Source organism: Pontimicrobium sp. MEBiC06410 (genome assembly GCF_053601615.1).
Genome location: NZ_JBSHNT010000145.1, coordinates 33697 through 48966, shown reverse-complemented (window position 1 = coordinate 48966; position 15270 = coordinate 33697). Strand labels below are relative to the sequence as shown.

At 31.2% G+C, this 15270-nt stretch carries 13 protein-coding genes; 7 read left to right on the top strand and 6 right to left on the bottom strand.

From position 1 onward, the window contains the following. Positions 1-89: 89 nt before the first annotated feature. The gene (locus tag ACVC08_RS06455) at positions 90-2339 is read right to left on the bottom strand and encodes a patatin-like phospholipase family protein (protein WP_452601443.1); all 2250 of its coding nucleotides are present in this window, start codon (positions 2337-2339) and stop codon (positions 90-92) included. Further along, on the bottom strand, positions 2340-4142 hold the full coding sequence (gene uvrC / locus ACVC08_RS06450) for an excinuclease ABC subunit UvrC (protein ID WP_452601442.1): 1803 nt from the start codon (positions 4140-4142) through the stop codon (positions 2340-2342). Positions 4143-4258: 116 nt separating this feature from the next. Here uvrC and ACVC08_RS06445 point away from each other — a divergent pair, with 116 nt between their 5' ends. The 6 genes from ACVC08_RS06445 to ACVC08_RS06420 all read left to right on the top strand — a co-directional run bounded on the left by ACVC08_RS06445 (position 4259) and on the right by ACVC08_RS06420 (position 9059). Then, positions 4259-4684: an ATP-dependent zinc protease family protein gene (locus ACVC08_RS06445; protein WP_452597040.1), complete on the top strand. Its 426-nt coding sequence runs from the start codon at positions 4259-4261 to the stop codon at positions 4682-4684. After that, the gene (gene rimK / locus ACVC08_RS06440) at positions 4681-5556 is read left to right on the top strand and encodes a 30S ribosomal protein S6--L-glutamate ligase (RefSeq protein WP_452597039.1); all 876 of its coding nucleotides are present in this window, start codon (positions 4681-4683) and stop codon (positions 5554-5556) included. Before ACVC08_RS06445 ends, rimK begins: the two co-directional genes overlap by 4 nt. A gap of 1 nt (position 5557) precedes the next feature. Then, a complete protein-coding gene (locus tag ACVC08_RS06435; RefSeq protein WP_452601441.1) occupies positions 5558-6532 on the top strand; it encodes a succinylglutamate desuccinylase/aspartoacylase family protein in 975 nt (324 codons plus the stop codon). A 12-nt stretch (positions 6533-6544) separates the two neighbouring features. Beyond that, the gene (locus ACVC08_RS06430; protein ID WP_452597037.1) at positions 6545-7108 is read left to right on the top strand and encodes a 5-formyltetrahydrofolate cyclo-ligase; all 564 of its coding nucleotides are present in this window, start codon (positions 6545-6547) and stop codon (positions 7106-7108) included. Positions 7109-7195: 87 nt separating this feature from the next. Next, complete coding sequence (locus ACVC08_RS06425; protein WP_452597036.1) at positions 7196-8641, top strand: ATP-binding protein; 1446 nt, start codon at positions 7196-7198, stop codon at positions 8639-8641. Between the two features lie 4 nt (positions 8642-8645). Continuing rightward, the gene (locus ACVC08_RS06420; RefSeq protein ID WP_452597035.1) at positions 8646-9059 is read left to right on the top strand and encodes a response regulator; all 414 of its coding nucleotides are present in this window, start codon (positions 8646-8648) and stop codon (positions 9057-9059) included. 24 nt (positions 9060-9083) lie between these two features. Here the strand turns inward: ACVC08_RS06420 and ACVC08_RS06415 are convergent, their stop codons facing one another. Together ACVC08_RS06415 and ACVC08_RS06410 are read right to left on the bottom strand one after the other, a co-directional pair. Next, positions 9084-9713: a lipoprotein signal peptidase gene (locus tag ACVC08_RS06415; protein WP_452597034.1), complete on the bottom strand. Its 630-nt coding sequence runs from the start codon at positions 9711-9713 to the stop codon at positions 9084-9086. 35 nt (positions 9714-9748) lie between these two features. Further along, on the bottom strand, positions 9749-10372 hold the full coding sequence (locus tag ACVC08_RS06410; protein WP_452601440.1) for a hypothetical protein: 624 nt from the start codon (positions 10370-10372) through the stop codon (positions 9749-9751). 249 nt (positions 10373-10621) lie between these two features. Between ACVC08_RS06410 and ACVC08_RS06405 the strand changes: the two genes are divergently transcribed. Further along, positions 10622-10897: a hypothetical protein gene (locus ACVC08_RS06405; protein WP_452597032.1), complete on the top strand. Its 276-nt coding sequence runs from the start codon at positions 10622-10624 to the stop codon at positions 10895-10897. Between the two features lie 164 nt (positions 10898-11061). Here ACVC08_RS06405 and ACVC08_RS06400 read toward each other — a convergent pair whose 3' ends face one another. Together ACVC08_RS06400 and ileS are read right to left on the bottom strand one after the other, a co-directional pair. After that, positions 11062-11445: a TraR/DksA family transcriptional regulator gene (locus ACVC08_RS06400; RefSeq protein ID WP_452597031.1), complete on the bottom strand. Its 384-nt coding sequence runs from the start codon at positions 11443-11445 to the stop codon at positions 11062-11064. Positions 11446-11449: 4 nt separating this feature from the next. After that, a complete protein-coding gene (gene ileS, locus ACVC08_RS06395) occupies positions 11450-14971 on the bottom strand; it encodes an isoleucine--tRNA ligase (protein ID WP_452601439.1) in 3522 nt (1173 codons plus the stop codon). Positions 14972-15270 lie beyond the last annotated feature (299 nt).

Below are 15270 nucleotides of genomic sequence, written 5' to 3'. Positions count from 1 at the left end.
TTGCCAATAGTATTTCATTATTAAACAAATATCGTGATTTTTTTGGATTTTATAAAATATAACATTCCTTCAATCTTTTTAGATAAGAGCTAAAACCAAAATCCTAGGTTGAAAAACCAATAACTTTTCTTTGTTTCTGGAGACCATGTATATTTTGCTTCTACTGGACCTAAAAATGTTTCTACTCCATACCCTAAAGCATATCCCGAATATTCTGGTAACGAAAACCAATCTATATCTGTAGAACTAAATAGGTCGTCTTGTACATTAGCGTAGTTTGCTGTAAATGTAATATGGTTTTTTTTAAATATTTCGTAGTCTATATTTAAAGTGGTTTTTATAAAACTACCTCCCGCTATGGACAAATAATCATATCCATAAAAAGATTTAAAATTATTAATGAAATTTTTAGCGTATCCTCCTAAAACAAAATCTAAATACGTATTATTTTGCGCATTAATCTTTGTCCCTGCTTCTGCTATAATATTAGCACTAAGTTTAGAAGAAAACGCATGGGCATATCCTAGATCTGCTTTTACTATTGAAAATTCTGAAAAGTTATTATTATAGTCAGATGAATATAAGTATAAATTAAAATCTCCATTAAAATAAAATCCTTGTTTTGGGAAATAACGATGATCAAAAGAATCGAATCTAAAATTTGCAAAGACACTTACATAATCGCTATTATCAAAAATAGTTTTATCTTGATTTCCTGAAGAGGTTACTGTTTCTGTTGTTATTTTATATTTTTTATGTTCTGCTCCTAGCGTTAAAGTGAGATCATTTTTATATTGTGTTTGCACAAATACTTGATTGGTTAAATCTGCTATTTTTACATCTATTTTATTGACCTCTAGATTGTTTTGTTCATCTGAATTTAAAAGTGCTGCTGCAGCCACTCCTTTATCAAACTCATTATAACGAGAACGCACTCCTACACTCCAATAAAATCCTTTGTCTATATAATATTCAAAATTATACCTTACATTATCTCCTGCTATTAAATCTAATGATACTATATCATTTTTAAAAAGCAATTGCTTTTTTGTTATGTTAGCCAAAAGCGCACTTTTATACAAACCATCGTAATGCAATCCAAAACGTAGTACTGTTGTTTTTTTAGACTCTCTTAGCTCTACATACAAATCATACCCTTTTATTCCTTCAAACACCGATGGTTTTAATTGGTATACAAAGCTATCGAAGTTGTTAGTGGCTATTATATTGTTAGTTCCACTTATAAAACGCTTATAACTTACTTTTTGAAATGGTCTTAGCTTTAATTTCCCTAACACATAGGATATTGTATAATTATTTAATCCTTCAAAATGAATTTGATTGATTCGTAAGCTACCTGGTGTTTGTATTTGTTTATTTTCTCTTGGTTTCTTTATTTGCTTTTTGGCTAGTGTTTTTAATTCAAGTGCTTTTAGTCTTGCTGCTATTTCTCCATTTTTAATAATCTGTTTTCCATAATCGAAAGACACAACATTAAATTTGGTAATATCTGGCTTAATGTAAATATCTGTTTTTTTCGATTTTATTTTCATGTCATTAATAGTCCGGAAATTATTAATCTGAAATAATATTTCTGGAGCCGATGATAGATCTAATCTATTAGATAATCCATCTTGTACATCTACTCCAATAATAATATCCATACCTCTTTCTTTTAGTTCATTTAAAGGATAGTTATTAGTAACACCACCATCTATTAATAATTGGTTATTTATTACTACTGGTTGAAATAATGATGGAAAAGCTCCACTAGCTTTTATAGCTTGTGCTAAACTGCCTTTGTCTAAAAGTACTGGTTGCCCTGTTTCTATATCTGTTGCAATACATAAAAATGGAATGGGTAAGTCTTTAAATTCCTCAACATCGTTAACATGTAACGTTAGTTTAGAGAGTAAATTAAATGTATTTTGCCCTCTTGATAATGCCGAGGGTAGCTTTACTTTAAAATCATCGAAAGGTAATGTTATCGCATATTTTTCATCATTCTCTCTTTCGTAAAGTGTTTTAGCTGCTCTTGGGGTGTAATCGTTTATAATGTCATCAAAGTTTACACGTTTAAATATAGAGTCTATTTGTTTCCCCGAATATCCAGAAGAGTATAATGAGCCAATTATTGCTCCCATACTCGTTCCTGCAACATAGTCTACACGAATTCCTAAGCTATCTATAACTTTTAAAGCACCTATATGAGCTAGACCTTTAGCTCCACCTCCACTTAATACCAAACCTACTTTAGGTTCATTCGTGTTCTTCTCTTGAGCTTTAACTGTTAAGTTAAATACTAAAACTAGTAAAATAGCGACAATTACTGGCCTCATTTAATCGATTTCGTTTTTGTGATAATAATTATAAATTTTTTCTGCTTTAGACTTTCCTATAACAGCTTCTAGCTCGTCTAATTTGGCATTTGCAATACGTTTTACCGATTTAAATACTTTTAGTAAATCTACAATAGTTTTTTCACCTATTCCAGAAATAGTTTCTAGTTCTGTATTTAAAGCTTGTTTGCTTCTCCTGTTTCTGTGATGTTCAATACCAAAACGATGGGCTTCGTTTCTTAATTGCTGAATAATTTTCAGTGTTTCACTTTTTTTATCTAAATATAAGGGAATTGGATCATTTGGATAGAATAATTCTTCTAAACGTTTGGCAATACCTATAATTGCGATCTTTCCTCTTAGGTTTAAAGCGTCTAGACTTTTTAAAGCAGAAGACAGCTGCCCTTTTCCTCCATCTATTATAATTAATTGTGGTAATGGTTGTTGTTCTTCAGTCAAACGCTTATATCTTCTATACACCACTTCTTCCATAGATGCAAAATCGTCTGGCCCTACAACTGTTTTTATATTAAAGTGACGATATTCTTTTTTGCTTGGTTTTCCGTTTTTAAAAACAACGCAAGCTGCTACTGGGTTTGTTCCTTGAATGTTAGAGTTATCAAAACATTCTATATGTCTAGGTTCTTCGCTTAAACGTAAGTCTTTTTGCATTTGCGCCATAACCCGTTTAACATGGCGGTCTGGGTCTGTAATTTTAACTTGTTTAAAACGTTCCATTCTGTAATATTTTGCATTACGTATGGATAAATCTAAAATTCGTTTTTTATCTCCTAATTGCGGTAAAGACACTTTAATACCTTCTCCAACATCCACTTTAAAAGGCACATAAATTTCTTTAGAGTTAGAATTAAAACGTGCTCTAAGCTCCACAATAGCTAATTCTAATAACTCCTTATCGGTTTCGTCTAATTTCTTTTTAATTTCTAATGTATGTGATCGTATTATTGAACCATATGATATTTGAAGAAAATTAATATACCCATAGCTTTCATCGCTTACAATAGAAAAGACATCCACATTACTAATTTTTGGATTAATAATGGTAGATTTTGCTTGATAGCCTTCTAAAACCTCTATTTTTTCTTTTATTTTCTGTGCTTCTTCAAATTGCATTTCTTCTGCAAAATCCTTCATCTGTTGTTTAAACTGATCTAGGGAATCTTTAAAATTGCCTTTTAAAATAGCTCTTATTGATGTAATGTTTTCATAATAACTTTGCTCAGTTTCTCTGCCTTCGCATGCACCTTTACAATTTCCTAAATGGTACTCTAAACAGACTTTATATTTACCTTCATTTATTTTTTCTTGAGATAAATGATAATTGCAAGTCCTTAGTTTATAGAGTCCTTTTATTAAGTCTAAGAGGGTTTTAACGGTTTTCATACTCGTGTAAGGGCCAAAATACTCACTTCCATCTTTTATAACACGTCGTGTAGGAAATATTCTAGGAAACCGCTCCTTTTTTATACAAATCCAAGGATATGTTTTATCGTCTTTTAATAAAACATTATAGCGTGGTTTATGTTTTTTAATAAGGTTATTTTCTAGCAGCAAGGCATCTGTTTCCGTTTCTACTACAATATGCTTTATGTTAACTATTTTTTTTACTAGAACTCTGGTTTTACCGTTATCGTGTGTTTTAGTAAAATAAGAACTTACTCTCTTTTTTAAGTTTTTAGCTTTACCTACGTATATTATATTATCATCAGCATCAAAATACTGGTATACTCCTGGAGAATTAGGTAAGGTTTTTAGCTGTATATCTAAAGCGGGCGCACTCATACCTCAAAGGTAATTATTTAAATGTTTTATTATAAAAATATAATGTGCTTTATACGTTATTTTTTTATTGATAGTCGAACAGATTATTTATTACATTGCACTTCTTTTTTAAATAAATGAACAAACAAATTATTGGTAGAACAGATAAAATAGATTTTCCAGAATTAAATTTATATGCTATTGATGCAAAAATAGATACTGGCGCTTATACTTCTGCTATACATTGCTCTAAAATTATTGAACAAGACAACACTTTAATCTGTACTTTTTTTAGTAAAGGACACCCTAATTTTAATGGCAGGCGTATTGTTTTTAAAAAATATACACTTACAGACGTTAAAAGTAGTAATGGTTTTATTGAAAACAGGTATAAAGTAAAATCTAATGTTGTTTTTTTTGGTAAGACATACAAGATTAACTTAACTTTAAGCACCAGAGAAGAAATGAAATTCCCTGTACTTATTGGAAGGCAATTTTTAAAACAAAAATTCATGGTAGATGTAGATTTAGAAAACCTATCATATAATAACACCTTAAAATGAACATAGTTATATTATCTAGAAATGCAAATTTATATTCTACTGATCGATTAGTTGAAGAAGGGGAGAAACGTGGCCATAAGATAGAGGTTATAGACCCTCTAAAATGTGATATCATTATAGAAAAAGAAAAACCTTCTATATATTATAAAGATCGTTATTTAGACTATGTTGATGCTGTTATACCTAGAATTGGCGCATCGGTAACCTTTTACGGTTGCGCTGTTGTGAGACAGTTTGAAATGATGAATGTATTTACTACAGTAACTTCTGATTCTATTTTACGTTCTAGAGATAAGTTAAAGAGCTTACAACGTTTAAGTAAAGCTGGTATAGGCATGCCTAAAACTGTATTTACAAATTATTCTCGCGATGCTAAAGAAGTTATTAAATATGTTGGTGGAGCACCTGTTATTATAAAATTATTAGAAGGGACTCAAGGCCTTGGTGTTGTTTTAGCAGAAACTAAAAGTGCTGCCGAGTCCGTATTAGAAGCTTTTAACGGCTTACAAGCACGGGTTATTGTTCAAGAATTTATTAAAGAAGCTAATGGTGCAGATTTACGAGCCCTAATAGTAGATGGGCAGGTTGTAGGCGCTATGAAACGTCAAGGTAAAGAAGGTGAGTTTCGTTCTAATCTTCACCGTGGCGGTTCTGCAAATATTATAAAATTAAGCCACGAAGAATTAAAACTAGCCATCCAAGCTGCCAAAGCTTTAAAGCTCCCAGTTTGTGGTGTAGATATGCTACAATCGTCTAGAGGCCCTTTGCTTCTAGAAGTAAATTCTACACCAGGTCTTGAAGGCATAGAAAAAGCTACAGGGCGAAATATTGCAAAAAACATTATTGCTTTTATTGAAAAAAACACCAAGTAATATGACTACTAAAAACGACCATGTTTTACATATTTTAGGGGAAGACATTAAGCTAGGCGAAAGTAAAGAGTTAAGCTTTAACCTTGCAAAATTACATACTCGTACACCTGTAGATGTTCCAGTAATAATTGAACGTTCAAAAAAACCCGGCCCTACTATTTTAATGACTGCGGGCATACATGGCGATGAAGTTAATGGTGTAGAAATTGTTAGACAGATTATAGCAAAGGGGATTAATAAACCCAAAATAGGTACTACTATTTGTATTCCTGTTCTTAATGTTTTTGGATTTATAAATATGGAAAGAGAGTTTCCAGATGGGCGTGATTTAAATCGTGTATTCCCAGGCAGCAAAAATGGATCTTTGGCCTCTAGAGTAGCCTATCAGTTAGTTACAGAAATTGTACCACATGTAGACTTTGTTCTAGATTTTCATACTGGTGGCGCACTTCGTTTTAATGCCCCACAAATTAGAATACAAAAGGGTAATCGTGATTTTGATATTATTGCAGAAATTTTTGGGGCTCCTTTTATATTATATTCTAAAAACACAGGTAAAACCTTTAGAAATACATGTAATAAAATGGGAATTCCTATTTTGTTATTTGAAGGAGGCAAATCATTTCATATAGATACTAATGTTACCAACACTGGTGTTAATGGTGCTAAACGTATTTTAGACCACTATGGAATGTTAAAAAAAATATTTAGTACTTCTAAGCCCAAAAAGCCTTGTATATATATAAGTGAAAGTAAATGGGTTCGTGCTAAATACTCTGGTATGTTTAAATCATCTGTTACTATAAACACTTACATTGAGAAAAACCAAAAAATTGGAAATATTACAGATCCTTATGGTAGGTTTAATTATTTTGTAAAAGCCCAAAACTCAGGATATATTATTAATGTTAATGAGTCTCCTATTGTATATCAAGGAGATGCTTTATTTCATATTTCTACTGCTTTAATTGATTAAATTAAAAATATAATGACAAAGAAAGAGCTACGTAAACAGTATAAAACGCTTCGTAATACATTAACCAAGACAGATATTGAAGACCTAAGTTTATCTATAGCCAATCAATTATTAACTTTAGATATTTGGAATTTTAGTTTTTACCATATCTTTTTATCTATTGAAACTCTAAAAGAAATCAATACAGATTACATCCTTAATATTTTATCGGGAAAGGACAAAAATATTGTAATTTCAAAATGCAACTTTAATACCTATGAACTTACAAATTATTTATTAACTGATGCTACTTCTATAAAACTAAACACATTTAACATTCCTGAACCTGTTGATGGAATTGAAATTAATGATTCAAAAATAGATGTTGTTTTCGTGCCACTTTTAGCATTCGACATAATGGGTAATAGAGTCGGTTATGGTAAAGGGTTTTATGATAAGTTTTTATCCAATTGTAAACCAGAAACACTAAAAATAGGGCTCTCTTTTTTTGAAGCCGAAACTATAATAGAAGGGTTAAACGAAGCAGATATTCCTTTGAATTTCTGTGTAACCCCAAAAAAGATTTATCGGTTTTAAAGCCCAAAAATATCGTTTAAAATCGTTTTTAATCGATTAATGACATAAAGTTCTTATATTTGCTTTTACGACCTACTTTTTGTCATCATGGTAAAAAATGAACTTTTTCAAAATGTTATTGACAATCTCGATATTGGCTATTGGGAGTTAAAAAATAATACTAGTTATTGGTCTTCTGCGTTTATCTCTGATTTAGGGTATAAACAAAGCGAAATTGCCACGAAATTAGATTTCTTTCTTGAACGATTAATTCATAAAAATGACAAAGCATTATTTAGAGATAACTTCTTTAGTTTGGTAGAAAATAATGTTGGTTTTAAACAAAATATTCAAATAAAAAAAAAGACTAACGAGTATAAAGAATATACTTGTAAAACAAATTCTGTACTACCAGTAAATATCCATGATACTTCTAAGATTATTTTCTTTTTTGAAAATAAAATTAAAACGAATGCCAAAGTTAAAGATAATAACTTCTACTATCGTGAAAGTGCAGAGATGACATCTACAGGAAGTTGGTATGTAGATTTTTTAGATCAAAAAAGCTATTGGGATAAAGAGACTAGGCGCATTATGGAATATCCCGAAGATTATATTCCTTCTTTAAAAAACTCATCGCATTATTATGCAGAAGAGCACCATCAACTAGCTGCAGATTTATTTTTTAAATGTGCAATGGCAGGCACACCTTTTAACACAGAAATTAAAATGGTTACTGCAAATAAGCGTGTATTCTGGGCCAAAGCAATAGGAAAACCTGTTTACAATGACGAACAGGATATTATAGGTATTAGAGGTGTTTTTCAAGATATAGATGAAGAAAAATTAAAAACGTTACACTTACAAAAAACAGCAGATATTATAGCTTCTCAAAACTCGAGGCTATTCAATTTTGCTCATATAGTTTCTCATAATTTAAGGTCTCACACTAGTAACTTATCTCTTATTGTACAACTTATAGAGGACTTAAAATCTGTAGAGGAAAAACTAGAGTTAATAGGTAGTATTAAAGATATTTCTGAAAGCTTAAATACCACTATAGAGCATTTAAACGATATTGTAACGATACAAACTAAAACAGACCAAAATAAAATAATAATTGCTTTCGAGGATACACTACAAACTGTATTAAAATCTATAAACCATCTTGTAACCAAAGACAATACTGTAGTAGAGTTTGATTTTTCTATGGCACAAACCATCAAATATATTCCCGCCTATTTGGAAAGCATCATGCTTAACCTAATCACTAATGCTATAAAATATAAACATGAAAAGCGTAATGCGATTATTAAATTAAAAACATATATTGAAAACAATAAAATAATTCTCGAAGTTTCAGATAACGGGCAAGGAATAGACTTGAATAAGTTTGGAAAAAAACTATTTGGTATGTATAATACTTTTCATTATAATGAAGATGCTGTTGGCATTGGTCTATTTATTACAAAAAACCAAATAGAGTCCTTGAACGGAGAAATTTTTGTTGATAGTAAAGTAGGAAAAGGAACAACTTTTAAAATTCAATTTTAACTTTATGGCGTACACACCAGTAGAACTAGCATGTATTATTGATGATGATAGTATTTATGTTAATCTTGTAAAACGTATTATAGAAACCAGAAAATTATGTAAAAACCTACTCGTATTTAATGATGGAAAAGAAAGCATAGATTACTTTAAAACCTTATTACAAAATTTAACCACAAATAAAATTCCAGATATTATTTTCTTAGATATTAATATGCCTATTATGGATGGATGGGAGTTTCTAGAGCATTTTACACAAATAAAACCGCGCTTTAATAAAACTGTAACTTTATATATTGTAAGCTCATCTATAAACCCAATAGATATTAATAGAGCAAAGTCTTTAACCAGTGTAACCGATTATTTAATTAAACCTATTAACATAAACGATTTTGAAGATCTTTTTAAAAAAAGTGCTTAGAATTGATTTAATGCCATAATACAACTAGGCTTTTTCTGTCATCTTTGGAAATGCTTTTTTATTAAAAAAGATTAATATCCCAAACCCTATGCTTATTGCAACGTCTGCAATATTAAATACTGGTTCAAAAAAATTAAAGCGCCTACCTCCATATACTGGTAACCAATCTGGTAAATCACCTTCCCATATTGGCATGTACAACATATCTACGACTTTACCATGCAGTAAAGTGTCATAACCTTTTTCTGGTAAAAATGTAGCAATCTGAGCATGACTATCATTAAATATAACACCATAAAAAACAGAATCTATAATATTACCAAGGGCGCCAGCAAAAATAAAAATCAAAGCTATTATTAACACTTTAGATTTTTGTTTTTTAATAGTACTATAAAGCCAATAGCCTATTCCCATAATAGCAAAAATTCTAAAAACGGTTAAGCTTAACTTAGCTGCTCGGTCACTTATAAAAGGGATGATATCACTTAGTTTTGTTCCCCAAGCCATCCCATCATTTTCAATAAAATAAATTTTAAACCAATTAAAAACAGTAACGTCTTCTCCTAATTGAAAATGCAGTTTAATGTAAATTTTACTTACTTGATCTATAAGTAATAATAGAATGATAAATATTGAGGCTTTTTTTAATGACATATATTCTTTAAAATAATCTATGCTAAAATATAAGTTTATTTTTTAGTATTCGTAATACTTATATTTCCATTAACAGAATTTAATTTTATTTCATTATTTCCCAAGGCTATTTCTTCTCTAATTATGGTCCCAGTTTTAGTATATGCCTCTACTCTAGCATAATTAGTATTAAGCTTAATTTGTCCCTCAATAGTATTTATAATAGCATTTCCTGTAAAGGATTTTAACGCACAATTTCCTTGAGACAATTCTAAAATTAAAGTATTATAGACTCCAAAAACCTCAGCAGAAGCGATGTTGCTTTTACCGTAAATGTTTAGATATTCTGGCACTATTAATTCTAGTTCTATAGATATTACTTTATGAGCGCTTAACTTATCGTTATGGTTTACGTATAAGGGCTGATAAGCACTAGAAATCACCAAGGAATCTTGTTTTATATTTGACAAAACAACAATATCCTCACTATATTCTCCTTCACTTTTTGTTTTTAGTGTAATTGTTGCAACGGGTCCCGATGTTAATTTTATATTAAACATATCATCGCCTTCAATAACAACTGTCGTTATATTTTTAGCATCTATAGTGCTCTCAATTACTTTTTGAGCTTTCATGTTAATTGAAAACAATAGGATGATACTATACGCTAAATATTTCATTAAATAATTCACATTACTCTACTTACAAAAACTATACTACTATTTTATAATACAACACAAATATATTAAATGCCTGTTATGCATTTAACAGCTAATCTCTAAACACAGCACCCCTTTAATTAAATTCCAAAAACACGTGTTTCTACTCTTTTAATAACCCCAAATAAACTATAATTTGGCATTATAATAATTAATGATACGGCGGAAATCGAAAAGCCTAATAGAGTAGATATTATTAAAATTTTAATTATGCCACAATTTAGTATTATAAACAGAACTAATCTTCCTATAGTAGTTAGTTTCGATAATCAAAATGTAAATGTAGATGGTATGGGCACGAGTCCAAATCATCAAGTAGGTACTTTTAACCCTGTTATTATTTCTTTTAATGGCGTATTTCCAAATCTTAATTTAAATGCTCCAACACCTATTCAGGGTAATGGTCCTTTTAAACTCACTATTAAAACACCGCATAACAATCCAGCGGGAGCACCTACTGCTCGTTTTATTAGTATGCAGATATAAAAAAACTGTTTAAAAAGCATAATAATCATCTTACCAAATGTGTTTTTAGAATCCCATTAAACTTATTTTAAATTGTTACAGGGAAACCAAACCTAGTTCGGTTTAACGAAAATTTCACTTTTTAAACAGCCTTTATTTATTATAAAAGTTCTCGTTTAAAAACTTTATTTCTGCATATTTTTAGCTTCAATGCTTAAGGTAGCATGTGGTACTAACTCTAGGCGTTTAGCATTAATTAGTTTTCCTGTAACACGGCAAATACCATAGGTTTTATTTTCTATTCTAATAATAGCATTTTTTAAATCCCTAATAAATTTTTCTTGTCTTATAGCTAATTGAGAGTTAGACTCTTTACTCATTACAGCACTTCCCTCATCAAAAGCCTTAAACGTAGGTGACGTATCATCTGTACCATTATTATGGTCGTTCATATACGCACTTTTAATTAGTTCTAAATCGTGTTGTGCCTTTTCTATTTTATCTAATATAAGCGCTTTGAATTCTGCCAATTTCTCATCTGAGTATCTTACTTTATTTTCTATTGCCATAATCTTAATGTTTTTGAATAAATAACTTTGTTTCTATTGCATCGAATGCAATATCTATACCGTTATCTATTTGGTCCATAATTTCAAGATTCTCCGTTAATGTTTCTGTCTTGATATACTCTAAATTATTTTGAACTGCTTGCACAATTTGACTCTCCTTCATTAACTGCACATTAATTTTATCTGTTACTTCAAATCCTGAATCTTTACGTAAATTTTGAATACGGTTTACGAGCTCACGTGCAATACCTTCTTCTCGTAAATTTTCAGAAATTGTAACATCTAACGCAACTGTTAACGTTCCTTCATTTGCTACAAGCCATCCTTCAATGTCCTGCGATGTTATTTCAACATCATTGAGTTCTAAAATAATATTTTTTCCGTTACACTCGACATCTAGTGTTCCTTTTTGTTCAATTATTTTTATATCTTCAGATGTAAGCTTCTGAATTTCAGAAGCAATTGCTTTCATGTCTTTACCAAAACGAGGGCCTAGTGCTTTAAAATTAGGTTTTATTTGCTTTACTAAAATATCTGAAGCATCATCTAAAAGCTCCACTTCCTTTACATTAACCTCATGCTTTATTAAATCGGAAACTGCTAAAATTTCTTCTTTCTGTTGGGCATTATCAACAGGTATCATAATTTTTTGCAATGGCTGGCGTACTTTTATCTTTTCTTTAGCTCTTAACGATAAAACTAATGATGATATTGTTTGCGCACTTTCCATTTTTCTTTCTAAAGACTTATCTATAAGGGTTTCATCCACTTTTGGGAACTCCGCCAAATGTACACTTTCAAACTGTTCTGTTTGTGTCGTTTTCGTTAAGTCTAGGTAAAGTTTATCCATAAAAAATGGTGCAATTGGTGCTCCAAGTTTTGCTATGGTTACCATACATATGTATAATGTTTGGTATGCCGATATTTTATCTTGTTGGTAATCGCCTTTCCAGAATCGTCTTCTACTTAAACGCACATACCAGTTACTTAAATAATCTTGCGTAAAGTTAGAAATAGCACGTGCCGCTTTTGTTGGCTCGTATTCTGCATAATATTCGTCTACTTTTTGAATTAAAGTATTTAATTCAGACAGTATCCAACGGTCTATTTCTGGACGTTCTTCTATTGCTATATCTACTTCTGCATACGTAAACTTGTCTAAGTTCGTGTACAACTGAAAGAATGAATAGGTATTGTATAACGTACCAAAGAACTTACGCTTTACTTCTTCTATCCCTTCTAAGTCGAACTTTAAGTTATCCCAAGGGTTTGCATTTGCAATCATGTACCAACGTGTAGCATCTGCTCCGTACGTATCCAAGGTTTCAAAAGGGTCTGTTGCGTTACCTAAACGCTTAGACATTTTTTGTCCGTTTTTATCCAAAACCAATCCGTTAGAAACAACGTTTTTATAGGCTACAGAATCGAAAACCATAGTTCCTATAGCATGTAATGTATAGAACCACCCTCTGGTTTGATCTACTCCTTCTGCTATAAAATCTGCTGGAAACGATTTATTCTCATCTATTAACTCTTTATTTTCAAATGGGTAGTGCCACTGTGCATAAGGCATAGATCCAGAATCGAACCAAACATCTATTAAATCGCTCTCTCTGCGCATTGGTTGTCCAGATGGTGATACTAATGTTATTTGGTCTACTATATTTTTATGTAAATCTAACTTTGCATAGTTTTCTTCAGAGTTATTCCCGACTTCAAAATCTGCAAAAATATCTTCTTTTAACACACCTGCTTTAACCGCCTTTGCCATTTCTGCTTTTAATTCTTCTACAGAACCTATACAGATTTCTTCTTTGCCATCTTCTGTCCTCCATATTGGCAACGGAATTCCCCAATAACGCGAACGCGATAAATTCCAATCGTTTGCATTTGCTAACCAATTACCAAAACGTCCAGTTCCTGTAGATTCTGGCTTCCAGTTAATGGTTGTATTCAACTCGTGCATGCGTCCTTTTACATCTGTAATTTTTATAAACCAAGAGTCTAATGGATAGTATAGTATTGGTTTATCTGTACGCCAACAATGCGGATAGTTGTGCTTATATTTTTCAACCTTGAAGGCTTTGTTTTCTTCTTTTAACTTAATGGCAAGCTCTACGTCTATTGAACGTTCTGGCGCTTCGCCATCCTTATAATATTCGTTTTTAACGTACTTACCGCCAAACTCTTTCATTTCTGGTCTAAAACGACCTTGTAAATCTACCAGTGGTACTAAATTATCATTTTCGTCTTTTACTAAAAGTGGCGGAACTTCTGGCGATGCTTGTTTTGCAACTAATGCATCATCTGCTCCAAATGTTGGTGCCGTGTGTACTATTCCTGTTCCATCTTCCGTTGTTACGAAATCTCCAGAAATAACTCTAAACGCGTTTTCTGGGTTATCGTTTGGTAAGGCGTAAGGCAATAATTGTTCGTATTTTATACCAACAAGTTCTTTTCCTTTAAATTCTTTTTTAATATACTTTTGCTTTACAATTTCTCTATCTTTTAGGAATTCACTTGAAGCTTTATTATGTTCTTTTTTGATTTCTTCATATTCCTCATCAGAATAATCCCAACCGAAATCGACTATATAAAAAGGAATTTTTTTATCTCCAGACTTGTAATTAAGTAATTCTGATTTCTCTTCAACTTGTACATTATTTTTTCCACCAAATTGTTTTCCAACTAATGCTTTTGCCAAAATCACATTCATTGGTTTAAATGTGTATTGGTTATAGGTTTCAACTAAAACATAGTCAATTTTAGGTCCAACGGTTAATGCTGTGTTACTTGGCAAGGTCCAAGGTGTCGTAGTCCAAGCTAGGAAATGAATATCGCCTTCGTTTTGTAAAAAGTCTGGTAATGTACTCTCTATAGCTTTAAATTGAGCAACTATTGTGGTGTCTGTTACATCTTGGTACGCGCCAGGTTGGTTAACTTCGTGAGAACTTAATCCTGTTCCTGCTTTTGGAGAATACGGCTGTATAGTATAACCTTTATACATTAATTTCTTAGTATAAATCTCTTTTAATAGCCACCATACACTTTCCATGTATTTTGGCTCGTAGGTAATATATGGATCATCCATATCTACCCAGTATCCCATTTTTTGGGTTAAGTTATTCCAGATATCTGTGTAACGCATTACTGCTTTACGGCATGCTGCGTTATAATCTTCTACAGAAATGGTTTTCCCTATATCTTCTTTTGTAATACCTAACTCCTTCTCTACCCCAAGTTCTATTGGTAAACCATGTGTATCCCAACCTGCTTTACGCTTTACTTGAAACCCTTTCATGGTTTTGTAACGCGGAAAAATATCTTTAATAGCTCGTGCTAAAACGTGGTGTACTCCTGGCAATCCGTTTGCAGATGGAGGTCCTTCGAAAAATACGTAAGGTGCCGCGCCTTCTCTAGTGGTTACACTCTTTTCAAAGATATTATTGTCCTTCCAATACTCTAGTATTTCACTTGCTACGTTTGGTAAGTTAAGTCCTTTATATTCAGGGAATCCTGCACTCATTTTTTCTGATTTATTATAAGAAATGCGAAATTAAGGAATTTTGCGAAAAAAGTGCGTGTTATTGAGGGGAAATGGTGAGTTTATAAACTGGATAATTAGTATTAATAAACTATTTACCTTTAGATATTGTAGTTTTTGTTATCCCTTCAATAATTTTCGTAATAGGTAAAACTTGTAATAACGATTTTATAGCTTCATTTACTGCTTTCATTTTTTTAGTTGGCATTATCCAATAAATTATTATTAAAGCTAAAAACGTGAGGCATAAAACTGGTATTATTTCTTTCATCTTAATTACT

Excerpts from the sequence above, each read along its gene's own strand:
- ACVC08_RS06455 (WP_452601443.1), bottom strand. The coding sequence starts at position 2,339 with ATGAGGCCAGTAATTGTCGCTATTTTACTAGTTTTAGTATTTAACTTA.
- uvrC (WP_452601442.1), bottom strand. The coding sequence starts at position 4,142 with ATGAGTGCGCCCGCTTTAGATATACAGCTAAAAACCTTACCTAATTCT.
- ACVC08_RS06445 (WP_452597040.1), top strand. The coding sequence starts at position 4,259 with ATGAACAAACAAATTATTGGTAGAACAGATAAAATAGATTTTCCAGAA.
- rimK (WP_452597039.1), top strand. The coding sequence starts at position 4,681 with ATGAACATAGTTATATTATCTAGAAATGCAAATTTATATTCTACTGAT.
- ACVC08_RS06435 (WP_452601441.1), top strand. The coding sequence starts at position 5,558 with ATGACTACTAAAAACGACCATGTTTTACATATTTTAGGGGAAGACATT.
- ACVC08_RS06430 (WP_452597037.1), top strand. The coding sequence starts at position 6,545 with ATGACAAAGAAAGAGCTACGTAAACAGTATAAAACGCTTCGTAATACA.
- ACVC08_RS06425 (WP_452597036.1), top strand. The coding sequence starts at position 7,196 with ATGGTAAAAAATGAACTTTTTCAAAATGTTATTGACAATCTCGATATT.
- ACVC08_RS06420 (WP_452597035.1), top strand. The coding sequence starts at position 8,646 with ATGGCGTACACACCAGTAGAACTAGCATGTATTATTGATGATGATAGT.
- ACVC08_RS06415 (WP_452597034.1), bottom strand. The coding sequence starts at position 9,713 with ATGTCATTAAAAAAAGCCTCAATATTTATCATTCTATTATTACTTATA.
- ACVC08_RS06410 (WP_452601440.1), bottom strand. The coding sequence starts at position 10,372 with ATGAAATATTTAGCGTATAGTATCATCCTATTGTTTTCAATTAACATG.
- ACVC08_RS06405 (WP_452597032.1), top strand. The coding sequence starts at position 10,622 with ATGCCACAATTTAGTATTATAAACAGAACTAATCTTCCTATAGTAGTT.
- ACVC08_RS06400 (WP_452597031.1), bottom strand. The coding sequence starts at position 11,445 with ATGGCAATAGAAAATAAAGTAAGATACTCAGATGAGAAATTGGCAGAA.
- ileS (WP_452601439.1), bottom strand. The coding sequence starts at position 14,971 with ATGAGTGCAGGATTCCCTGAATATAAAGGACTTAACTTACCAAACGTA.